This is a genomic window from Streptomyces sp. NBC_00193 (assembly GCF_026342735.1).
Lineage (GTDB): Bacteria > Actinomycetota > Actinomycetes > Streptomycetales > Streptomycetaceae > Streptomyces > Streptomyces stoeckheimensis.
Genome location: NZ_JAPEMM010000001.1, coordinates 2,159,539 through 2,180,329, shown reverse-complemented (window position 1 = coordinate 2,180,329; position 20,791 = coordinate 2,159,539). Strand labels below are relative to the sequence as shown.

The window sequence follows — 20,791 nt, the reverse complement described above, 5'->3', positions numbered from 1 at the left end:
ATGTTCGGGCCCGTGACGACGGATCCAGATGAGGCGGTGGCGGCGCTGTGCGCGGCCGTGGCGGCCTACGACCACGGGGCCGCCGAGGCGCTGGTGGAGGCCGGGGCCGACCCGGACCGGGTGCTGCCCGACGGTACGACCCCGCTGCTGCGGGCCGTCGAGGGCGGCTCCCCGGCGGTGGTGGCGGTGCTGCTCGGCGACGACGCCCGCCTGCGGCTGCCGGAAGCGGAGCGGAGCCGGCTGCTGGACGCGGCCCGCGAGTGGTACGAGGAGGGCGCGGCGGAGCGGCTGCGGCGGCTGACGGGGTCGGCGGGCCCGGCGGACACCGTGTGGGTGACGGACTCGGAGTACGACAGCGTCCCGGAGATCACCCTCGGCGGGCGGAGCGTACGGGCCGGGCACGGCGCGGTGCTGACCCAGCTGGAGTGGGAGTTCCGCATCCTGGCCCCGGTGGCGGAGCTGGTGGCCCGCGGGGTCCGGTCCCCGAGGAGGGACCATGTGGACCAGAGCACCTCGCTCCACGTCCTGAACAGCCGCGTCAGCGCGCAGACCTGGGCCGAGGCGGTGGCCTTCCGGCACGATCCGGATCCGCGGCGGCGGGCCTTCGTGGTCGACGTGGTCCGGTACCGGCTGTGGTCGTTGAGCGATACCGCGCACGCGGGCTGGTACGAGAAGGAGTGCCATCGGATCCTCGCCGAGTGGGAAGCCGAGGAGACCGACGCCGACGTACTGGGCCGGGTACTGGACGCCCTGGGCGAGACGGACGTTCCCACCCGGCAGGCCATCGGCCTGCGGCGTGCCGGGCATCCGGACCCGGGGGTGCGGCGCTGGGTGCCGGATCTCTTCGTCTCCCCCAGGCCCCCGGACGTGCGGAAGGCGCTGCGGGACCTGTGCCGCGACGAGGACGGCGCGGTGCGGGCCTCGGCCGCCGGGGCGCTGGTCGGCGAGGAACCGGGGGAGGACGAGCTGGAGCTCCTGCCGGGCCTGCTGCGGGACCCGGACCCGGAGGTCGTGCGCCGGACGGCGTACGCACTCGGGTACGTCGCCCGCGGTGTGCCGGAGGTCGCCGAACTGCTGGTGCAGTGCCTGGACTCGGGGGATCCGGACGTCCGGCTGAGCGCGGCCCACGGTCTGGCGGTACGCAACGACCCGCGCACCCCGGAAGCCTATGCGCGGGTCGGCCCGCTGGGCCCCGAGTACCAGCACGACCAGCGGCCGGGCGGGCTGCTGGAGTGGCGGTGGCGGAACCGACCCGACCCCGTGTAGCGCACACCTGTGGCATGTTCGGGGCATGACGGCACTGGGGGAAGCGGTACGGGCGGGCGATACGGAGGCGGTACGGACGCTGCTGGAGGGCGGCGCGGATCCGAATGCCCCGGACGGCGACGGACTGCCGCCGCTGTGCGCGGCGGTGGCGGCGTTCGCGCATGAGGCCGCCGATGTCCTGGTGGAGGCCGGCGCGGACCCGGACCGGGTGCTGCCCGACGGTACGACCCCGCTGCTGCGGGCCGTCGAGGGCGGCTCCCCGGCGGTGGTGAGCGCGCTGCTGTGGTCCCGGGACCTGCCCGAGCCGGGGGAGCGCCTGCCGGAGGCGGAGCGGGCACGGCTGCTGGACGCGGCCCGGCGGTGGTGCGTGCCGCTGCGTGGGGCGGAGTCCCCTACCCACCCTTCGCCCGTTCCCCGGGGCTTCGCCCCGGACCCCCCCCCGCCTCAGGCGCCGGCGGGGCTGGATTTGGTGACGGCTGGGACGGATGGTGCGGCCCGGCTGGATTCTGCCGGCGTCGGCCTGCACGTGCACGCCGGGGGCTGGGCATATCCAGCCTCGCCGGCGTTTGAGGCGCGGGGTCCGGGGCGGAGCCCCGGGGAACGGGCGAAGGGCGGGTAGGGGACCTCGCCCGCGCAGCGGCACCACCCGTCCCCCCTCCATCGCCGCTTCGCCGCCGACTGGCTGTTGAGCCGGCAGTGGGGCCTCCGGGCCGACGCGTACCCGTATGCGGAGGAGGACCGGGAGCTCCTCGCCGCCTGGGCGGACGTGGAGCCGGACCCCGAGGTCCTCGCGGTGGTGCTGTGGGCCCTCACCGAGCAGGACGTGGGGCATCCGAGGCTGGGGTCGATCGGCCTGAGGTACGCCGGCCACCCGGATCCCGGGGTGCGCGTGCGGGCGGTGGACTGCCTGGGCCGCTCCGACGGGCCGTCCATGGCCGCGGAGTACGAGGCCCTGCGGCTGCTGGCGGGCGACCCCGACGACGCCGTGCGGTACGAGGCCGCCCTGAGCCTGCTGGGGGCGCAGCAGGACGTGGACGCCATGTACGGCGTGATCCGCGACCTGGTCCGGGACCCGGGGAGCCCGCTGCGGCTGGCGGCGGCGGAGCGCCTGGGGGAGTCCGGCGACCGCACGGCCGATGCCACGGACCTGCTGCTGTCCCTCCTGGACGCGGACGACACGCTGACCAGGATGCTCGGCGCGTACGGACTGGCCCTGCGGGATCACCCGGACACCCCGTGGGCGTACGCGAAGGCCGAGGAACTCGGACCCTTCCACCCGTCCGACCACCGGGGCAACAACGGCCTCTGGGACTGGGAGAAGCGCAACCGCCCCGCCGGGCCGACGGCTCCGGACGGTGGGGTGGTGGCGGCACAGGGCGACGGGGCGCAGCCTCCGGGCTGACGGGGCGGGCCGGGGCGGGCCGGGCTCTAGGCTTGTCCCGACTGCTGTCGAAGCTCGAAGAGGCGACTAGAAGATGAGCACGTACGGATCCTTCCCCGGCTCGCGGCCCCGCCGGCTGCGCACCACCCCGGCGATGCGGCGGATGGTCGCGGAGTACCGGCTGCACCCCTCGGACCTGATCCTCCCGGCGTTCGTCCGGGAGGGCATCAGCGAGCCGCTCGCCATCTCGGCGATGCCGGGCGTGGTCCAGCACACCCGGGACACGCTGCGGAAGGCCGCCGTGGAGGCCGTCGAGGCCGGGGTCTCCGGGATCATGCTCTTCGGCGTACCGGCCGACGAGAACAAGGACGCGCGGGGCACGGCGGGCACGGAGCCGGACGGGATCCTCCAGGTCGCGATCCGCGACGTGAAGGCGGAGGTGGGCGACGATCTGGTGATCATGTCCGACCTGTGCCTGGACGAGTACACCGACCACGGGCACTGCGGGGTCCTGGACGAGAACGGCCGCGTGGACAACGACGCGACGCTGGAGCGCTACGCCGAGATGGCGCAGGTGCAGGCCGACGCGGGCGTCCACGTGGTGGGTCCGAGCGGGATGATGGACGGCCAGGTCGGCGTCATCCGCGACGCGCTGGACGAGACGGGCCACGAGGACGTCTCGATCCTCGCGTACACGGCCAAGTACTCCTCCGCCTTCTACGGTCCCTTCCGCGAGGCCGTCGCGTCCTCGCTCCAGGGCGACCGCAAGAGCTACCAGCAGGACCCGGCGAACGCCCGGGAGTCGCTGCGCGAGCTCGCCCTCGACCTGGAGGAGGGCGCCGACATGGTGATGGTCAAGCCGGCCGGGCCCTACCTGGACATCCTCTACCGGGTCGCGCAGGCGGTGGACGTCCCGGTGGCGGCGTACCAGATCAGCGGCGAGTTCGCGATGATCGAGGCGGCGGCGGAGAAGGGCTGGATCGAGCGCGACCGGGCGATCCTGGAGACCCTGCTCGGCATCAAGCGGGCGGGCGCGGACACGATCCTGACGTACTGGGCGACGGAGGTCGCGCAGTGGCTGCGCGCTGAGCGGTAGGTCGGGGAAGGCTGCGAAGGGGCCCGGGCGGGGATGCCCGGGTCCCTTCGCGTGTTGAGCGGGCCGCGAGCGGGCGCCGGTACAAAGGCGCTCCACCTGACGCATCAGGGCCGCACCGCAGGACGCAGGACCACATCCCCGAAGGAAGCCCATGGCCACTGACCAGATCTCGACCGGTTCTGCGCCGACCCGCTCCAGAACGGCGCCGCCCCGTACCGATGCACCGCCGCCCCGTACGACCCGGCTCGACTCGCTCACCGGGCTGCGCTTCCCCGCCGCGCTGTTGGTCTTCGCGCATCACGCCTTCCTTCCCATACCGCCGCTGCGGCTGCTGGCGGACGACGCCACCGAGTACCGGCTGGCGGGCTGGTTCACCCAGGCCGGCGGGCTCGGCGTGACCTTCTTCTTCGTCCTCAGCGGGTTCGTCCTGACCTGGTCGGCCCGGGACCGGGACACCACCACCGGGTTCTGGCGGCGCCGGTTCGCCAAGATCTACCCGAACTACGTGGTCACCTGGGCGCTCGCGCTGTCCCTGTTCGCGCTGTACTACACCTCCGCCGGCGTCGCGGTGGCCAACCTGTTCATGGTGCAGGTCTGGTGGCCCGAGTACATGACCAACTTCAGCGTGAACGCGCCGAGTTGGTCCCTCGCCGTGGAAGCGGTCTTCTACCTGTGCTTCCCCGCCCTGCTCGCGGCCTTCAAGCGGATCGACCCGGATCGACTGAAGTACTGGATCAGCGGCACGATCGCCGCCGTCGTGGCCACCCCCGCGCTCGCGTACGCCCTGTTCCCGAGCGGTGACCGCATCCCCAGCGGCCACGACAGCTCGGTCTCCCAGTACTGGTTCAGCTACGTGCTGCCCCCGGTCCGCATGGCCGACTTCGCCCTCGGCATCCTGGTGGCGCTCGCCGTGAAGCACGGGCGCTGGCGCAACATCGGCATGGTCCGGTCGAGCCTGCTGCTGGCCGCCGGCTACTGGCTGACCTTCCACGTGCCCTACCTCTACGGCCAGCGCGCCGTGCTGATCGTGCCGATCGTGCTGCTCATCGCGGCCGCCGCGAGCGCGGACGTCGAGGGCCGGCCCAGTGTGTTCCGCCACCGGGCGATGGTCTGGCTGGGCGAGATCTCCTTCGCCTTCTACCTGCTGCACTACATCACCATGTGTTCGCTGCGCTGGGCGCTGGGCGAGGAGCAGATGTACTCGCTCCCGGTCACCCTCGCCCTCCTGGCGGGCGTCGGAGCGGTCACGCTCCTGATGTCCTGGGGGCTCTTCGCCTGGGTCGAGACCCCGCTCGTCCGCCGCCTCGGCCGCTCGCGCCGTACGAAGACCGCCGGCTGAGCCGATTCGCATCGCCTCCCGCGCAGGTGCACCCTGGAGTCAGGGTGCAACAGAACCCCGGAGGTGATGCGCCATGACCACGCTCGTCGGGTGGCATGTGGAGCTCGAATTCACCGAGGAGGGCCACCGAACCAGTGCGGCGGCCCTGGTCAGACTCGGGGACGGCTCCGAGATACGGGCGCACGGCTACGCCATGCGTCACCCCTCCGACCCGGAGCAGTTGAGGGTCGGCGAAGAGATCGCCGGTGCGCGGGCGCTGATGGACATCGCGTCCCAGATGCTGCAGAAGGCGCACACGGAGATCGACGCGGCGACGGGCAGACACTCTTACCCGCTGACGCATTGATGCATTGATGCATTGATGCGCTGACGCACGGAGCCCCCGTCCGCTGTGGCCCGCCCGTATTCCGGGGCGGGCCTCAGTGGTGTCGTCTACCGCGTCCGCCGTTCGAAGAGGACGGCCGCCAGGGCCACGGACACCACGCCGATGGCCGCGCACCACGCCAGGGCCACCCAGGGGGCGTCGCCCGCCGGCTGGGCGAGGAGCAGGGCCCGGAGGGACTCGATCACCGGGGTCAGCGGCTGGTGGTCGGCGAAGCCGTGGAGCCAGCCGGGCATGGTGTCGATGGGGACGAAGGCACTGGACGGGTACGGCAGGAACATCATCAGGAAGGTGAAGCCGCCCGCCGCCTCCGGTGTCCTGGCCAGCAGCCCGAGCGTCGCGGCCAGCCACGAGATCGCGGTGATGTACGCGATCAGCAGCGCGGCCGCGGCCAGGAAGCCGGGCAGCGAGGCCCGGGGACGGAAGCCGATGGCGAGGGCGACGGCCAGGACCAGGCCCGTGGACACGAGGTTGCGCAGGACCGAGGCCGCCACGTGCCCGGCCAGGATCGGGACGCCGCCGATGTCCAGGGACCGGAAGCGGTCGATCACGCCCTCCTTCATGTCGGTGGCGACGCCGACGGCGGTGTTCGCCGCGCCGAAGCCGGCGCAGAGCAGCATCGCTCCCGGGACCACGTAGGTCACGTAGGCCGTCCCGGTGTCGATGGCTCCGCCGAAGAAGTACACGAAGATCAGCATCAGCATGACCGGCAGCATCAACGCCGTGATCAGGGCGTCCGGTTGGCGGCTGCTGATGCGCAGGCTGCGCCCGGCCAGGGTGCGGGCCGCCACGATGGCGCCGGGGCGGGCCGACACGGAGGTGGTCACCGGAGTGGCTGCTGAAGTGGTCACGGAGCGGCTCCCGTCAGGGTGAGGAACACGTCGTCGAGGGTGGCGCCGCGGACCGAGAAGCGGTCCACGGCCGTGTGGTCGGGGTCGAGCGCGTCGAGCAGGGACCGGACGTGGGCGGCGCTGCCGTCGGTGGGCAGGCTGAGGCCGAGCTCCTCCGGGGTCAGGGTGAGGTCCTGCGCGGACCCGGCGGGCCCCTGCGCCGGAGCGGCGCCTTCGCCCGCCGCGAGCAGAGCCGCCCGCGGGGCCAGGGCGTCGTAGGCGGCCCGGCTGGCGAGGGTCAGGTCGAGGCGGTGGCCCGCCACGCGGGACTTGAGCTCCGCGGGGGTGCCTTCGGCGGCGATCCGTCCGCCGGACAGGACGGCCACGCGGTCGGCGAGCCGGTCGGCCTCCTCGAGGTACTGGGTGGTGAGCAGCACGCTCGTGCCGTCGGCGCGCAGTTCCCGTACGAGCTCCCACAGCTCCTGGCGGCTGCGCGGGTCGAGCCCGGCGGTCGGCTCGTCCAGGAAGATCACCTCGGGCCGGGCGACCAGGCTCGCGGCGAGGTCGAGGCGGCGGCGCATGCCGCCCGAGTAGCTCTTCGCCGTGCGTCCGGCGGCTTCGGCGAGTCCGAAGCGTTCCAGCAGCTCGTCGGCCCGCGCCCGGGCCGCGCGCGGCCGCAGTCCGCGGAGCCGGCCCACCATGCGGAGCATCTCGGCGCCGGTCTGGAGGTCGTCGACCGCGGCGAACTGCCCGGTGAGGCTGATGGAACGGCGTACGAGGGTCCGCTCGGACGCGGTGTCGTGGCCCGCGACCCGGGCGGTGCCGGAGTCGGGCTCGGTGAGGGTGGCGAGGATCCGGACGGTGGTGGTCTTCCCGGCGCCGTTGGGGCCGAGGAGGGCGAGGACGCTGCCGCGCGGGACGGCGAGGCCGATGCCGTCGAGGACGCGCAGGGCGCCGTAGGACTTGGTCAGGGCAGTGGCGTGGATGCCGAAGTCGTCCATGCCGGACTCCGTTCTGGGTTCTGCGTATGGGTTACGCGCCATTGCGTAAGTAATACACAGAACTAGGATGTGCGTCAACGACCGAAGGGAGCGGGGTGGCGATGGCGAACGAAGCGGAAGACGACGGCACCGGGCTCCCGGCGAGCCTGGCGATGGCCTGGGGCCTGCGCGAACGCCCCGGCAAGGGCCCGCGCCCCACCCTCACCCTGCAGCGGATCGTCGACGCGGCGGTGGCGCTGGCCGCTGCGGAGGGCATGGACGCCGTCTCCATGGGCCGGGTCGCCAAGGAGCTGGGCGTCTCGACGATGTCCCTCTACCGGTACGTCACGGCGAAGGAAGAGCTCTACATCCTGATGGCCGACGCGGGTGTCGGCACCCCGCCCGCTCCCTCCGGTGCTTCGGACTGGCGGGAGCTGCTGTCGCAGTGGGCGTACGCGCAGCGGGCCGTCCTGATGGCGAACTCCTGGATCGTGCGCATCCCGCTCACCGGCGCACCGGTCAGCCCGAACCAGCTCGCCTGGATGGAACGCGGGCTCGCGGCGATGGCCGGCACCGCCCTGAGGGAGGGCGAGAAGGTCTCGGCGATCATCCTCATCGGCGGCCTCGTGCGGAACGAGGCGACGATGGTCGCGGACATGATGGACGCCATCGTGAAGTCAGGCGTCGCACCGGACCAGGTACTGGGCCGCTACGTACGCACCCTGCGGCTGATGACCGGCCCGGACACCCACCCGGCGGTGACGCGCCTGCTGGAGTCCGACGCGTTCTCGGGCGCGGACGAGCCGGACTTCCAGTTCCGCTTCGGCCTGGACCGCATCCTGGACGGCCTGGCCGCGCTGATCAGCGAGCGGTCCACTCCGTGAGGGTGGCCCAGGCGGCGGGGGTCAGGTCCAGCACGGGGCCGTGCGGGACCTTGCTGTCGCGGACGTGGACCTGAGTCGCGCAGTTGGCGACCTCCACGCAGGCGGCGTATTCGCCGTCGCTGTACGTGGACTTCTGCCAGGCGATGGCGACTTCCAGGCAGGCGCCCCCCTCGCTGCCGCTGTAGCTGGACTTGAACCACTTCAGGGCGGTCGTGGGGCTCATGGCTCTCCTAGCAGGCGATCCAACAGGCCCCGCGTCTGCTCGGTGTTGAGGGCCTGAGTGCGCAGCATTGCATACTTGCGCGCCAGGATACTGAGCTCATCCAGGGCCGAGATGAGCTGGCTCCCGCGCTGGGTTTCCGTGTAGCCGAGGTGGTGGTGGTCCGGGGTCTCCAGCAGGATGAACGGGCCGTCGAGCCCAGCGTGCGAGGTGCGCCCAAGAGGCATCACCTGAAGGCTCAGGTGCGGTAGATCGGCACACTCGCGCAGGTGGCGCAGCTGCTCCGCGTGCACCTCGTCACCACCGATGCGGTCCCGCAGGACGGCTTCCCAGATGACGAAGCTGAGCGTCGGAGGAGTCTCGCGGCGCAGGATCGCCTTGCGGGCAACGCGTAGCGCGGTCAGTGACTCGATCTCCGCTTCCGGGTGGGCCGGCACCCGGCACGTGATGACCGCCCGGGCGTAGTTCTCCGTCTGGAGCAGGCCCGGTACGACCTGGTTGTCGAACCAGGAGAGCGCGATCGCGCCGTCCTCCAGCCGAAGGTATTCCTCCGCCCACGGCGGAGGACCGTCCACGGAAGGCATCCCGTGCGCCGCTACGGCCAGAATCCCCGGCAGCCCCAGATGCAGGTCCATCAGCTCCGCGACATTCGGCATCAGCGCGCGGCGGCCCTGCTCGATGGAGGCGATGGTCTCCGCGTCCAGATTGACCAGCTCTCCGAGCTGCTTCTGGGTCAGGTTCTTGGCTACGCGTGCGGCGGCCACCATCTGTCCCACCATCTTCATGGTGGTCGCGTTGGGCCGTGCGCGCTTCTTCGGTGGCATGACAGCGAACTCCCCACCCACGTGCGTGGACTACCCCGCTCCGACCCGTACTCACCAAGGAGTACGGGTCGGAGCAGAGTTCCACGCTAGTGACTGCGCGCGACGATCGGGAGGTGAATCTGCATACTCAACCCGCCCTGGTTCAGGAGCGCCTCTACCTGCGCTCACCCCAAACCATCAGCGCTGCACGACACTTCACACGTGACACCTTGGACGCCTGGGGCAGGGCCTCCCGCCACGACGACGTGTTGCTCTGCGTGAGCGAGCTGGCGACCAACGCCCTGCGGTACGGGGTCCCGCGCGGGCGGGGGTACCTGCTGCGGCTGCTCACGTACGACGGGACCGTCCGCGTCGAGGTGCACGACAGCGGGCCCGGGCTGTCGCGGATCGGGGAACGGGCGCCGGGGCGGGGGCTCGTGCTCGTGGACGCCCTTGCCGACGCCTGGGGCGTGCTGCCCCGGGCGCCGGGCAAGGTCGTCTGGTGCGAGTTCCGCCGCCTCTGACTCGGCGGCGCGACCGCTCAGGGTCCGGTGCCGCTGACCCGCCCCGCCAGCCGGGTCATCGCGACGCGCAGCTCCCGCTCCGCGCCCACCGGGACGATCGCCGCGCGGCCGGGGACGCGTACGCCGCCCGTCAGGGCGACTCGGGTGCTGCCGTCGGGGGTGGGGGCGGCGGCCATGCCGATGATCAGGAAGCGGCTCTGGAGCCAGCACCAGCCCGGGCGCAGGACGCCGTGGAAGTGGGCCCGCAGGCCGTACTTGCTGCGGGCCAGGGCCTCCACGCGGTCCCCCGCGACCCGGAGCACGCGCACGCTGCGCATGTCCGGCTGGAAGCGGCCGAACTCGCCCTCCAGGTCCGACATCACCGCCCAGACCGCCTCCACGGGGGCGGGGAGGGTCGCTTCGACGACCCGGGCTCCCGGGACGCCGGCCGCCATGATGCGGAGCCGGGCGACCGGATCCAGATCCGGATCCACTTCGTGCGTCATGAGAACCACGCCTTCCGGAAGCTCGTACGGGCCCGGTGCAGCCGGGACTTGGCGGTGCCCGGCGGGACGCCGAGCAGGGCGGCGGCGGACTCCTCGTCGAGGCCTTCGACGTCGCGGAGCACGAGGACGGCCCGGTGGGCGGGTGAGAGGCGGGCCAGGACGTCCTCGATGTCGGCGGCCAGCTCCGGATCGTCCCGGCCGGGTACGTCGGCCGGTTCCACGGGGCGGTCGCGGCCCGCGCGCCGGGCGGTGCGGACGGCCTCGCGGACGGCGATGGACCGGACCCAGCCGTACAGGGCCTCCGGGTCGCGGAGCGTGCGCAGGGACCGGAAGACCGCGAGCAGGGCCTCCTGCGTGGCGTCCGGGCCGTCCGCGAGGGCGATCGGGTGGCAGATCCGGGCGATGTACGGGGTCAGGTGGTCGAGGAGGTCGTGCAGCGCGAGGGTGTCCCCGCCCCGGGCCGCGCGCGCGAGGGCGACTCCGCGGTCGCGGGCGGAGGAGGTGAGGGGGCCCGCGGCGGGGCTGCCGGCCGGCGGGTGCACCGGCTTCACCGGGCCCGGGCCAGCCGGGCCGCGGCCCAGCCGAAGCCGAGGCAGGCGGGGGTGTACAGGGCGAGGTTGAGGGTGCGGAAGGGGCCGTCCGCCGGGCTGTCGAGGAGACCGGCGGCCCAGCCCAGGCCCGCGAGGCCCCGTACGGCCAGCCCGGCGGCGACGGCGGCCGTCACCAGGCGGGCGGCCCGCGGGACGGGCCCGCCGCCCCGCCCCTCCGCGTGCGCGAGCACGGCGGCGGCGCCGGTCAGGGTGAGCGCGGCGAGCGGCAGGACGACGGGCGGGCCGAAGGACACCTCGGAGCCGAGCACGGCCAGGGACAGGGTCCGCTCGTCGGGGGCGGGCCAGGTCAGGCCGGTGGCCCAGTACAGGTGGACCAGCCCGTCGGCGGCCAGCAGTGCGGCGAGCGCCCGCCCGGTGCGCCTGCGTGTCGAGTCCTTCATCGTCTGCCCCCTCGGTGGTGGACCGCTCCGGAAACGTTCCGGCACACAGAGGAGGAGGCCCACGGGGGAAACGTTCCCTGTGGGCCCCGTCACATCACGACGTCAGCGGTGGCCCGGTCAGGCGGGCTGCTCCGGAGCGGTCGCCGTGATGATCGAGAAGCCGCCGCCCTGCGGGTCGGCGAGGACGGCCATCCGGCCCGCCACCATGTCGAAGGCGGGAGCGAGGACCGTGCCCCCGGCGCGGACGGCTGCCGCCTGGACGGAATCCACGTCGTCGACGTGGAAGTACGGCATCCAGTGCGGCGGAACGCCCGGCGGAAGCTTGTCCATGTTCATCATCCCGCCGACCGCACGGCCGCCGACCTGGAACTCGGTGTACCCGTCGGCGCCCGGCATCGAGGACTCGGCGGTGGTGACGGGCAGGACGGTGGTGTAGAACGCGACCGCGGCGGGGACGTCGCCGGTGGTCAGCTCGTTCCAGATGAGCGCGCCGTGCTCGTTGACGATGCCCGCTCCGTCGAAGGTGCCCGCCTGCCACAGGCCGACGACGGCGCCGGTCGGGTCGGCGATGACGGCCATCCGCCCGAGGTCCATGACGTCCATCGGGCCCATCATGACCGTGCCGCCCGCGTCGGTGACGGACTTGAGGGTGGCGTCGATGGCGTCCGTGGCCAGGTACGTGGTCCACACGGTCGGGGGCATCGGGTCGGGGACGGCGCCGTCCGGGTTCATCGCCTTCATGATCCCGGCGACGGGCTTGCCCTTGAGGGTGCAGACGGAGTACCCGCCGGTCTCGGGCGAGCCGATCTCGCCCTGCCAGCCGAAGAGGTCGCAGTAGAAGTCGAGGGCGGCCTGCTGGTCGGGAACCATCAGGTCGATCCAGCAGGGGGTGCCGGCCTTGTAGGGGCCGTTCATGTCGGGCACGGGGCCCTCCGTGGGGGTGGGTAGGGGATGGACGGCCCGTCCCCTACCCGGCAGGTGTGGCTGAAATCGGACCGTACGGGTGAACCGGGCCCGGACGGCGCCCGCACGTACGGCGGCCCCCGTCTCCCGGGTGGGGGAGACGGGGGCCGCCGTTGCGCCGTAGCCCCGGTGTCAGAGCTTCTCGGGGGTGCGGATGCCGAGGAGGGACATGCCCTTGCTGAGGGTGCGGGCGGTCAGCTCGCACAGGAACAGGCGGTTCTCGCCGACAGCGAGCTCCGGCTCGGGCTTGATGACCGGGCACTCGGAGTAGAACGTCGTGAACAGCGAGGACAGCTGGTAGAGGTACGCGGCGACCTTGTGCGGGGCGTGCTCGGCGGCAGCCTCGGAGAGCAGTTCGCCGAAGTGGTCCAGGTGCAGGCCCAGCGCACGCTCGGCCGGGGCCAGCTCCAGCTCAGGGTGCGCGGCCGGCTTGCGGCCGCCGGCCTCGTCCGCCTTGCGCAGGATCGACTTGGTACGGGCATACGCGTACTGGATGTACACGGACGTGTCACCCGTCAGCGAGACCATCTGGTCCAGGTCGAACTTGTAGTCGCGCGAGGCCGAGGTGGACAGGTCCGCGTACTTCACCGCGCCGATGCCGACCTGCGCCGCACGTTCGGTGATCTCCTCCTCGGACAGGTCCTGGGCCTTCTCCCGGACCACGGCCGCGGCACGGTCGATCGCCTCGTCGAGGAGGTCCACCAGCCGGACCGTCTCGCCCTCACGGGTCTTGAACGGCTTGCCGTCCTTGCCCAGCACGGTGCCGAAGGCCAGCTGCACGGCCTTGACCTCGTCGTTCAGCCAGCCCGCCCGGCGCGCCGTCTCGAAGACCATCTTGAAGTGCAGGGACTGCCGCGCGTCGACCACGTAGATCAGCTCGGTCGCGCCCAGGTTGCCCACCCGGTCGCGGATCGCCGAGAGGTCGGTCGCGGCGTAGCCGAAGCCGCCGTCGGACTTCTGGACGATCAGCGGGGTCGGGTTGCCGTCCGGGCCCTTGACGTCGTCGAAGAACACGCAGAGCGCGCCGTTGGAACGGACGGCCACGCCCGAGTCCTCCAGCAGCTTGCAGGTCTCCACCAGCATGTCGTTGTAGCCGGACTCGCCGACGACGTCGGGGTCCTGGATGTCCATGTCCAGCTTGTTGAAGACGGAGTAGAAGTAGATCTTCGACTCGTCCACGAACCGCTGCCACAGCGCCAGCGTCTGCGCCTCGCCCGCCTGGAGGTCCACCACCCGGGCCCTGGCCCGCGTCTTGAACTCCTCGTCGGAGTCGAAGAGCGTGCGCGAGGCCTTGTAGAGGCGGTTCAGGTTGGACATGGCCTCCTCGCCGGAGACCTCCGCGCCATCCTCCGCCTTGTGGTCCAGCTCGTGCGGGTGCTCCATCAGGTACTGGATGAGCATGCCGAACTGGGTGCCCCAGTCGCCGATGTGGTGGCGACGGACCACCTTCTCGCCGGTGAATTCGAGGATCTCCACCATCGCCGCGCCGATCACGGCGGACCGGAGGTGGCCGACGTGCATCTCCTTGGCCACGTTCGGCTGCGCGTAGTCGATCACCGTCGTACCCGGCTTCGCGGCGAGCGGCACGCCGAGGCGGTCGTCCGCGGCGCGGGCCGCCAGCGTCTCGACGATGGCCCGGTCGGTGATGGTGATGTTGAGGAAGCCGGGCCCGGAGACCTCGATCTCCTTGATCAGGTCACCGGCGTCGATGCCCTCGACCACGGTCGTCGCCAGCTCGCGCGGGTTGGCCTTGGCCTTCTTCGCGAGCGCCAGGATGCCGTTGGCCTGGAAGTCGGCCCGGTCGCTTCGTCGCAGCAGCGGGTCGCTCGCACCGGCGTCCGGCAGGGCGGAGGCGAGTGCGTCGGCGACGCGCTGGTTGACGGAAGAAGCGAGGGAAGGGACCGAGGCCATGAGCTGCCGTTCCTGTGAGGTGGTGCCTGACGTTGTGCCGGTGGGTGCACGCGAGTGCACGCGGGTGCGCTTGCGTGCACTTGGGTGTTCCGACAAGTGCCGAGTATCCCACGCGAGGGCTGTCCACATCCCGGGATATACCGGCGATCCGGGCGGCATGGATAAACCTCGGAGCGCTGTCTTCCGTCTGGGAGAATGGCTGAAGCCAGCATTCGAGAATGAAGGACGTGTCGTGGCTGAGAACGCCCAGAGCAGCACCGAGACCGACTGGGTCTCCCGTTTCGCGGACGAGGTCATCGCCGAGGCGGAGCGCCGAGCCCCGGGCAAAGCCATCGTCGTCGCGTCCGGACTCTCCCCCTCCGGCCCGATCCACCTGGGCAACCTCCGCGAGGTCATGACCCCGCACCTGGTCGCGGACGAGATCCGCCGCCGGGGCCACGAGGTCCGCCACCTGATCTCGTGGGACGACTACGACCGGTACCGCAAGGTCCCCAAGGGCATCCCCGGCGTCACCGAGGAGTCGCACGCCCAGCACATCGGCCGCCCGCTGACCGCCGTGCCCGCCCCCGAGGGATCCGCGTACCCGAACTGGTCCGAGCACTTCAAGGCCGCCATGGTCGAGGCGCTGGCCGAGCTGGGCGTCGAGTACGACCCGATCAGCCAGACCGAGCAGTACACCGCCGGCACCTACCGCGAGCAGGTGCTGTTCGCGATGAAGCACCGCGGCGACATCGACGCGATCCTCGACCAGTACCGGACCAAGGGCAAGCCCGGCAAGAAGCCCCAGCAGAAGCAGGTCGACGAGGCCGAGCTGGAGGCCGCCGAGGGCTCGGGCGCGGCCGCCGAGGACGACGGCAGCGTCGGCGAGGGCGGGTACTTCCCGTACAAGCCCTACTGCGCCGAGTGCGGCAAGGACTTCACCAAGGTGACGTCCTACGACGACGAGACCACCGAGCTGACCTACGTCTGCACCGAGGACGAGTTCACCGAGACGGTCAAGCTCAGCGAGTTCAACCGCGGCAAGCTGGTCTGGAAGGTCGACTGGCCCATGCGCTGGGCCTACGAGGGCGTGATCTTCGAGCCCTCCGGCGTCGACCACTCCTCGCCCGGCTCCTCCTTCCAGGTCGGCGGGCAGATCGTCGGCATCTTCGGCGGCGAGCAGCCGATCGGACCGATGTACGCCTTCGTCGGCATCAGCGGCATGGCCAAGATGTCCTCCAGCAAGGGCGGGGTCCCGACCCCGGCCGACGCGCTGAAGATCATGGAGCCGCAGCTGCTGCGCTGGCTCTACGCCCGCCGCAAGCCCAACCAGTCCTTCAAGATCGCCTTCGACCAGGAGATCCAGCGGCTCTACGACGAGTGGGACAAGCTGGAGGCCAAGGTCGCCGACGGCTCCGTGCTCCCCGCCGACGCCGCCGCCCACGCACGCGCCGTACGCGTCGCCTCGCACGAGCTGCCGCGCACCCCGCGCCCCATGGCCTACCGGACGCTCGCCTCGGTGGTGGACATCACCGGCGGACACGACGAGCAGACCCTGCGCATCCTCAGCGACCTGGAGCCCGAGCGGCCCCTGACCTCGCTCGACGAGGTCCGCCCGCGCCTGGACCGCGCCGAGAACTGGATCACCACCCAGGTCCCGGCCGACCAGCGGACCCTGGTGCGCGAGGAGCCCGACGCAGAGCTCCTGTCCTCCCTGGACGACGAGGGACGCGAGTCCCTGCGCCGCCTCGTGGACGGCCTCGACTCGCACTGGTCGCTCGACGGGCTCACCACGCTCGTCTACGGCGTGCCCAAGGTGATGGCCGGCCTGGAACCGGACGCCAAGCCGACGCCGGAGCTCAAGATCGCGCAGCGCACGTTCTTCGCCCTGCTGTACCGGCTGCTCGTGACCCGGGAGACCGGGCCGCGCCTGCCCACGCTGCTGCTCGCGGTGGGGGCGGAGCGGGTGCGCAAGCTGCTCGCCGTCTGAGTGACGACGTAAGACACGGGAAGGGCCCGCACCCCCTGGGGGGTGCGGGCCCTTCCTCATGCCTGTGGTCGGGCGATGTGCGCGTTACGCGATGTGCTCGTTCTCCAGCTCGGTCTGGTAGCGCTGCTTGAGCTGCGGGAAGATCTTGCGGATCAGCGAGGCGCTGCGCGGGTGCACCACGCCGTACCGGTCGGCCAGCAGTATGTCGAGCTGCTCGGCCGTCAGGACCTCGCCGTTCTCCTCCAGGTGGGAGCGGAACACCTCGTACGCCGCCTCCGCGAACTTCACGTCGTCGTCGCTCGGCGGCTCGCCCTCGGGGAAGGACTCCTCCTGGCGGGGGCCCGGTATCGGCAGCTCCTGCGGGAACTCGTCCTGCACCGGCTCCTGCTGCTCCGGGCCGGTCGGGGGCATGACCGGGGTCGGCTCCAGGCCCTCGACGTACTGCGGGTTGTACCCGCCCTCGTACGCGGCCTGCGGCGCGCGGGGCGCCGCGAACCAGGCGCTGTTGTGCGCGGCCGGCATGGCGGTCGGGTCCACCACGAAGGGGGGCGCGTCGGGGTGGCCCTGCGGGCCCATCGGCCCGGCCGGGCCGTCCGCGTACTGGGGCCCGGGCCCGGCGAGCTGGTGCTGCTGCACGGGGTCGTCGGCCGGAGCCGGAGCGGCCAGGGCCGCCGCCGCGGGCTGCGGCGCGCCCTCGGCGCCCGCCGGGAGCGCCGGAGCCGTCGGGTCCGCGGCCGGGGGCGGCGGGATGAGCAGCGGGTCGATGCCCGCCGCCGCCAGCCCCTCGGGGGCGGTCTGGGAGAGCGGGACGCCTATGCGGGCCAGGCGCAGCGGCATCAGGGCCCCGACGGGGGCCTTGCGGCGCCAGGCGCGGCCGTAGCGGGCCTGCAGGCGGGCCTGGTAGATCAGACGGTCCTGCTCCATGCCGACGGCCTGCTCGTAGGAGCGCAGCTCCCACAGCTTCATCCGGCGCCACAGCTTGAAGGTGGGGACGGGGGAGAGGAGCCAGCGCGTGAGGCGGACGCCTTCCATGTGCCGGTCGGCGGTGATGTCCGCGATCCGGCCCACCGCGTGGCGGGCGGCCTCCACGGTGACCACGAAGAGGATCGGGATCACGGCGTGCATGCCGACGCCGAGGGGGTCGGGCCAGGCGGCCGCGCCGTTGAAGGCGATCGTCGCCGCCGTCAGCAGCCACGCCGTCTGGCGCAGCAGCGGGAACGGGATCCGGATCCATGTCAGCAGCAGGTCCAGCGCGAGCAGGACGCAGATGCCCATGTCGATGCCGATCGGGAAGACCAGCGAGAAGGAGCCGAAGCCCTTCTTCAGGGCCAGGGCGCGCACGGCGGAGTACGAACCGGCGAATCCGATCCCCGCGATGACGACGGCTCCGGCGACCACCACACCGATCAATATCCGGTGCGTACGAGTCAGCTGCATCGCGGCCACCCGCGATCCCCTTCCCCTTGTCGAGCTACGGCAGGGCACAGCGTACGCGCGTACGGGGAAAGGGACGTCGGCGGTCCGGTACCGGGGCCGCGGGCACCGGTACCGGACCGCCGGGGGGCGGGTGCGCCCCGAGGTTTCAGGAGTTCGAAGGCGAGGGCTGCTCGGGCTGGGCCGGCTGCTCCGGCTGCTTCGCCTCGTTGGCGGCCGCGACCGAGGCCACGGTCTCCTTCGTCGCCGCGATGGCGTCCTGGAGCAGCTTGGCCTGGTCGGGAGCGGTCGCGCCCTCGTAGGCCGTGCCGTTGTAGTCGAGGGTGATGACGACGTTGTGCGTGCGGGCGATGACCGAGGTGTTGAAGAAGTCGCCGTCCTTCTTGGTGGTGAAGGTGACGGAGGTGGCCTGGTCGCCGATGCCGCCCGCCTCCTCCGGCTTCACGTTCTCCGCGCCCTCGACGGCCTTCGCCTTCTCGACCTGCTTGGCGTACTCGTCCTCGGCGCGCTTGCTGCCGGTGCCGACCGAGGCGAGGGAGTCGTAACGGACCAGGGAGATCGAGAGCCAGCGGTACTGCGAGCCCTTCAGACCGGCCTCGTCCAGGCCGTTCCAGGTGCAGGTGGCCCGGCTGGCGAGGTCGTTGGACTTGGCGGCCGTGCCGTTGGCGTCCTTCGCCTTGGGGACGATCGTCTCGATGGTCTTCGCACCCACCGCCTTGCACGGCTCCGGCAGCGTGGAGTACACGGCCTTCTCCAGCGCCTCCTTGGAGGGCTTGGAGCTCGGCTGGGCGGACGAGGACGCTTCGGACTTCTTGCCGCTGTCGGTGCCCGACTTCTTCCCCGAGTCGGACGAGCAGCCGGCGACCGTGAGGATCACCGGGACGGCTGCGCAGGCGAGGACGCGGGTGAGGCGCGAGGCTGATCGGTGCATGATTCCTTCAGACGTTGTGGGTCTTCGTGCGGGCTCGTTCGGTCCCTCTTACGGTCCCTCTTACGGGCGCGGGACCCGAGCAACGGTAGCCCGACCCGGCGCCCGGATGCTGTGCGCGCCGTCACGAAGGGCCCGTACGCCCCCCTCGGGCGGGACCGGCTATTCGTTGAACCGCTCCACGAGGGCCTGCGCCAACTGCCGTGCCCTGTCCTGGGTTTCACCGCTCGGCGGGATCGTGCCGGGCAGCGCGGGCTGGACGCTGTACTCGACGGTGACGATGACATTCGAGGTACGGAACACAATGCGGACGGTGCGTGCCTGGGCGGCGCTGGCGCCGGCGGCGGCGAGCTTGTCGTCGAGGAAGGCCTCGTTGCCGAGCCCTTCGAGCACGCGGGAGCCGAGCTCGGGCGCGGGGGAGGGGCTGCCGCTCGCACCCGGGTCCGTACTCGCGCCGGTGCTCGCAGCCGGCGCCCCGGGCGTGGGTGCGCCGGGCGTGGGTGCGCCGGACCCGGACGGCGTCGGGCTCGCCGACGGCGCCGGGGCGGGCAGGTTGGCGGCGGTGAGCTGGCGGCCGTAGACCTGCCGCGCCTTGTCGTCGTCGCTCGTGGTGGCCCGGTCGTACGAGACCACGCGCTCGAAGCCCACCGACAGCAGCCGGGTCTCGGTCGGCGTCTGCGCGGTCCAGCGGCAGCCGACGCGCCGGTCGGCGTCGTACGAGGCGTCGGCGACCCCGGCGTAGAGCGCCTCGCGGGCCTCGGGGGCGAGGGTGTCCGGGGCCGGAAGCATCGCCTTGACCTTCTTGGCGTCGGCGGCTTTGCAGGGCATGGGCAGGCTGCGGTACTTGCCGGGCTGGGCGCCCGTACCGGCGTTCGCACCGGCCTTCGCATCGATTTTGGTGCCGGATCCGCCCCCGTCGGTGCAGGCGGTGAGGCCGGCCGCGAGGGCGGTGAGCATCGCGATGGCTGGCAGGACTCCACGTACTCGACGTACTCCGCGTACCCGCACCGTCTTGCGCTGCACGTTCCACCGGCTCCCTTCGGGAAAAATGCATTGCCGCGGCTGGGGCGCGGATGGACACAATGTCTATCGCACACGCTGGTGCCGGCGCCGGTCTCATGTCGTATTTGAGCCCATGAGCGAGGCTTTTTGCGTTGAGAGACTTTTGTGGTGGTGACGGGGTGTTGAGGGTGAAATGTCATACGTAGAAGTGCCCGGGGCGAAGGTCCCCATCCGGATGTGGACCGACCCGGCGTCGGTCGAGGACAGCGCGATGCGCCAGCTCCAGAACACCGCGGGCCTTCCCTGGATCAAGGGCCTCGCCGTCATGCCGGACGTCCACTACGGCAAGGGCGCCACGGTCGGCTCGGTCATCGCCATGAAGGATGCGGTCTGCCCGGCGGCGGTGGGCGTGGACATCGGCTGCGGCATGTCGGCGGTGAAGACCTCCCTGACCGCGAACGACCTCCCGGGCGACCTGTCGGGCCTGCGCTCGCAGATCGAGAAGGCGATCCCGGTGGGGGCGGGGATGCACCGTGAGGCGGTGGATCCGGGGCGGCTGTACGGTTTCTCGGACCGGGGGTTCGGGGATCTGTGGGAGCGGTTCGACTACCTCGCGGACGCGGTGAAGTTCCGCCACGAGCGTGCTATGCGGCAAATGGGCACCATGGGCGGGGGCAACCACTTTTGGGAACTTTGTCTCGATCTGTCCGGTTCGGTGTGGATCATGTTGCACTCCGGCTCCCGGAACATCGGGAACGAGTTGGCCGACTTCCACATCGGAGTGGCCCGCGGACTTTCGCACAACCAGGGACTGGTTGACCGGGACCTCGCCGTGTTCCTCGCGGCCACGCCTGAGATGCGGGCGTACCGGGAGGACCTCTTCTGGGCGCAGGAGTACGCCAAGTACAACCGGGCCGTGATGATGAGCCTGTCCAAGGAAGTGATCCGCAAGGCGTTCCGCAAGGCCAAGGTCTCCTTCGAGCAGGAGATCAGCTGCCACCACAACTACGTGGCGGAGGAGCGGTACGACGGCATGGACCTGCTGGTCACCCGGAAGGGCGCGATCCGCGCCGGCAGCGGTGACTACGGGATCATCCCGGGCTCGATGGGCACGGGCTCGTACATCGTGAAGGGCCTCGGCAACGAGAAGTCCTTCAACTCGGCCTCGCACGGCGCGGGCCGGAAGATGAGCCGGACGGCGGCGAAGAAGCGGTTCTCGGCGAAGGATCTGGCCGAGCAGACCAAGGGCGTGGAGTGCCGCAAGGACTCGGGCGTCGTGGACGAGATCCCCGGCGCGTACAAGTCGATCGAGCAGGTCATCGACCAGCAGACGGACCTCGTCGAGGTCGTGGCCAAGCTCAAGCAGGTCATCTGCATCAAGGGCTGAGGCCAGGGCGCGGTGT

At 71.7% G+C, this 20,791-nt stretch carries 22 protein-coding genes; 10 read left to right on the top strand and 12 right to left on the bottom strand.

Translation table 11 applies throughout. The features are described from left to right. The first annotated feature begins 12 nt into the window (after positions 1-12). The 6 genes from OG898_RS09415 (at position 13) to OG898_RS09390 (ending at position 5,428) form a co-directional block, all read left to right on the top strand. Positions 13-1,266: a HEAT repeat domain-containing protein gene (locus tag OG898_RS09415; protein ID WP_266956129.1), complete on the top strand. Its 1,254-nt coding sequence runs from the start codon at positions 13-15 to the stop codon at positions 1,264-1,266. Between the two features lie 25 nt (positions 1,267-1,291). Further along, positions 1,292-1,885: an ankyrin repeat domain-containing protein gene (locus OG898_RS09410; protein WP_266956127.1), complete on the top strand. Its 594-nt coding sequence runs from the start codon at positions 1,292-1,294 to the stop codon at positions 1,883-1,885. Between the two features lie 66 nt (positions 1,886-1,951). Further along, on the top strand, positions 1,952-2,668 hold the full coding sequence (locus OG898_RS09405; protein ID WP_266956125.1) for a HEAT repeat domain-containing protein: 717 nt from the start codon (positions 1,952-1,954) through the stop codon (positions 2,666-2,668). Between the two features lie 73 nt (positions 2,669-2,741). Continuing rightward, complete coding sequence (gene hemB / locus OG898_RS09400; RefSeq protein WP_250741022.1) at positions 2,742-3,743, top strand: porphobilinogen synthase; 1,002 nt, start codon at positions 2,742-2,744, stop codon at positions 3,741-3,743. A 151-nt stretch (positions 3,744-3,894) separates the two neighbouring features. Further along, positions 3,895-5,082: an acyltransferase gene (locus OG898_RS09395; RefSeq protein ID WP_266956122.1), complete on the top strand. Its 1,188-nt coding sequence runs from the start codon at positions 3,895-3,897 to the stop codon at positions 5,080-5,082. 73 nt (positions 5,083-5,155) lie between these two features. Continuing rightward, positions 5,156-5,428, top strand: coding sequence for a DUF1876 domain-containing protein (locus OG898_RS09390; RefSeq protein WP_250741020.1), 273 nt, complete (start codon positions 5,156-5,158; stop codon positions 5,426-5,428). Positions 5,429-5,514: 86 nt separating this feature from the next. Here the strand turns inward: OG898_RS09390 and OG898_RS09385 are convergent, their stop codons facing one another. Then, positions 5,515-6,258, bottom strand: coding sequence for an ABC transporter permease (locus OG898_RS09385; protein WP_266960155.1), 744 nt, complete (start codon positions 6,256-6,258; stop codon positions 5,515-5,517). Positions 6,259-6,311: 53 nt separating this feature from the next. Beyond that, positions 6,312-7,295 (bottom strand): ABC transporter ATP-binding protein, encoded by a 984-nt coding sequence (locus OG898_RS09380; RefSeq protein ID WP_250741019.1) that lies wholly within the window; start codon positions 7,293-7,295, stop codon positions 6,312-6,314. A gap of 101 nt (positions 7,296-7,396) precedes the next feature. Here OG898_RS09380 and OG898_RS09375 point away from each other — a divergent pair, with 101 nt between their 5' ends. After that, positions 7,397-8,158: a TetR/AcrR family transcriptional regulator gene (locus OG898_RS09375; protein ID WP_250741018.1), complete on the top strand. Its 762-nt coding sequence runs from the start codon at positions 7,397-7,399 to the stop codon at positions 8,156-8,158. On the opposite strand, the gene OG898_RS09370 is transcribed toward OG898_RS09375, so the two are convergent. Then, positions 8,136-8,381, bottom strand: coding sequence for a DUF397 domain-containing protein (locus OG898_RS09370; protein ID WP_266956119.1), 246 nt, complete (start codon positions 8,379-8,381; stop codon positions 8,136-8,138). The genes OG898_RS09375 and OG898_RS09370 overlap by 23 nt on opposite strands. Then, positions 8,378-9,202, bottom strand: a complete 825-nt coding sequence (locus tag OG898_RS09365) for a helix-turn-helix transcriptional regulator (RefSeq protein ID WP_266956117.1) — start codon at positions 9,200-9,202, stop codon at positions 8,378-8,380. Before OG898_RS09365 ends, OG898_RS09370 begins: the two co-directional genes overlap by 4 nt. Before the next feature lie 89 nt (positions 9,203-9,291). On the opposite strand from OG898_RS09365, the gene OG898_RS09360 reads away from it, so the two are divergent. Next, positions 9,292-9,705, top strand: a complete 414-nt coding sequence (locus tag OG898_RS09360; protein WP_323184827.1) for an ATP-binding protein — start codon at positions 9,292-9,294, stop codon at positions 9,703-9,705. A 17-nt stretch (positions 9,706-9,722) separates the two neighbouring features. Here the strand turns inward: OG898_RS09360 and OG898_RS09355 are convergent, their stop codons facing one another. The 5 genes from OG898_RS09355 to argS form a co-directional block, all read right to left on the bottom strand. Beyond that, entirely contained in the window at positions 9,723-10,190 is a 468-nt protein-coding gene (locus tag OG898_RS09355) for an SRPBCC family protein (protein WP_266956115.1), read from the bottom strand. Beyond that, entirely contained in the window at positions 10,187-10,627 is a 441-nt protein-coding gene (locus tag OG898_RS09350) for an RNA polymerase sigma factor (RefSeq protein ID WP_266960151.1), read from the bottom strand. The genes OG898_RS09355 and OG898_RS09350 overlap by 4 nt, the downstream gene beginning before the upstream one ends. A 110-nt stretch (positions 10,628-10,737) precedes the next feature. Continuing rightward, the gene (locus OG898_RS09345; protein WP_250741014.1) at positions 10,738-11,181 is read right to left on the bottom strand and encodes a DUF3995 domain-containing protein; all 444 of its coding nucleotides are present in this window, start codon (positions 11,179-11,181) and stop codon (positions 10,738-10,740) included. A gap of 117 nt (positions 11,182-11,298) precedes the next feature. Beyond that, a complete protein-coding gene (locus tag OG898_RS09340; protein WP_266960149.1) occupies positions 11,299-12,096 on the bottom strand; it encodes a VOC family protein in 798 nt (265 codons plus the stop codon). A 180-nt stretch (positions 12,097-12,276) separates the two neighbouring features. Then, the gene (argS, locus tag OG898_RS09335) at positions 12,277-14,055 is read right to left on the bottom strand and encodes an arginine--tRNA ligase (protein WP_266956113.1); all 1,779 of its coding nucleotides are present in this window, start codon (positions 14,053-14,055) and stop codon (positions 12,277-12,279) included. A gap of 232 nt (positions 14,056-14,287) precedes the next feature. Here argS and lysS point away from each other — a divergent pair, with 232 nt between their 5' ends. Continuing rightward, positions 14,288-16,024, top strand: a complete 1,737-nt coding sequence (gene lysS, locus OG898_RS09330) for a lysine--tRNA ligase (protein WP_250741012.1) — start codon at positions 14,288-14,290, stop codon at positions 16,022-16,024. An 84-nt stretch (positions 16,025-16,108) separates the two neighbouring features. Here the strand turns inward: lysS and OG898_RS09325 are convergent, their stop codons facing one another. From OG898_RS09325 to OG898_RS09315, 3 genes are all read right to left on the bottom strand, one after another. Continuing rightward, complete coding sequence (locus tag OG898_RS09325; protein ID WP_266956110.1) at positions 16,109-17,470, bottom strand: DUF2637 domain-containing protein; 1,362 nt, start codon at positions 17,468-17,470, stop codon at positions 16,109-16,111. Positions 17,471-17,606: 136 nt separating this feature from the next. Further along, positions 17,607-18,389, bottom strand: coding sequence for a DUF3558 family protein (locus OG898_RS09320; RefSeq protein WP_250741010.1), 783 nt, complete (start codon positions 18,387-18,389; stop codon positions 17,607-17,609). Positions 18,390-18,548: 159 nt separating this feature from the next. Beyond that, positions 18,549-19,409 (bottom strand): DUF3558 domain-containing protein, encoded by an 861-nt coding sequence (locus tag OG898_RS09315; RefSeq protein ID WP_266956108.1) that lies wholly within the window; start codon positions 19,407-19,409, stop codon positions 18,549-18,551. Positions 19,410-19,581: 172 nt separating this feature from the next. On the opposite strand from OG898_RS09315, the gene OG898_RS09310 reads away from it, so the two are divergent. Then, complete coding sequence (locus OG898_RS09310; RefSeq protein ID WP_266956106.1) at positions 19,582-20,775, top strand: RtcB family protein; 1,194 nt, start codon at positions 19,582-19,584, stop codon at positions 20,773-20,775. Positions 20,776-20,791: the final 16 nt, after the last annotated feature.

Bases quoted from the DNA above. Each gene is read 5' to 3' on its own strand.
- argS (WP_266956113.1), bottom strand. From the start codon at position 14,055: ATGGCCTCGGTCCCTTCCCTCGCTTCTTCCGTCAACCAGCGCGTCGCC.
- OG898_RS09375 (WP_250741018.1), top strand. From the start codon at position 7,397: ATGGCGAACGAAGCGGAAGACGACGGCACCGGGCTCCCGGCGAGCCTG.
- OG898_RS09410 (WP_266956127.1), top strand. From the start codon at position 1,292: ATGACGGCACTGGGGGAAGCGGTACGGGCGGGCGATACGGAGGCGGTA.
- OG898_RS09345 (WP_250741014.1), bottom strand. From the start codon at position 11,181: ATGAAGGACTCGACACGCAGGCGCACCGGGCGGGCGCTCGCCGCACTG.
- OG898_RS09320 (WP_250741010.1), bottom strand. From the start codon at position 18,389: ATGCACCGATCAGCCTCGCGCCTCACCCGCGTCCTCGCCTGCGCAGCC.
- OG898_RS09365 (WP_266956117.1), bottom strand. From the start codon at position 9,202: ATGCCACCGAAGAAGCGCGCACGGCCCAACGCGACCACCATGAAGATG.
- OG898_RS09310 (WP_266956106.1), top strand. From the start codon at position 19,582: ATGTCATACGTAGAAGTGCCCGGGGCGAAGGTCCCCATCCGGATGTGG.
- OG898_RS09340 (WP_266960149.1), bottom strand. From the start codon at position 12,096: ATGAACGGCCCCTACAAGGCCGGCACCCCCTGCTGGATCGACCTGATG.
- OG898_RS09380 (WP_250741019.1), bottom strand. From the start codon at position 7,295: ATGGACGACTTCGGCATCCACGCCACTGCCCTGACCAAGTCCTACGGC.
- OG898_RS09390 (WP_250741020.1), top strand. From the start codon at position 5,156: ATGACCACGCTCGTCGGGTGGCATGTGGAGCTCGAATTCACCGAGGAG.
- OG898_RS09355 (WP_266956115.1), bottom strand. From the start codon at position 10,190: ATGACGCACGAAGTGGATCCGGATCTGGATCCGGTCGCCCGGCTCCGC.
- hemB (WP_250741022.1), top strand. From the start codon at position 2,742: ATGAGCACGTACGGATCCTTCCCCGGCTCGCGGCCCCGCCGGCTGCGC.
- OG898_RS09370 (WP_266956119.1), bottom strand. From the start codon at position 8,381: ATGAGCCCCACGACCGCCCTGAAGTGGTTCAAGTCCAGCTACAGCGGC.
- OG898_RS09395 (WP_266956122.1), top strand. From the start codon at position 3,895: ATGGCCACTGACCAGATCTCGACCGGTTCTGCGCCGACCCGCTCCAGA.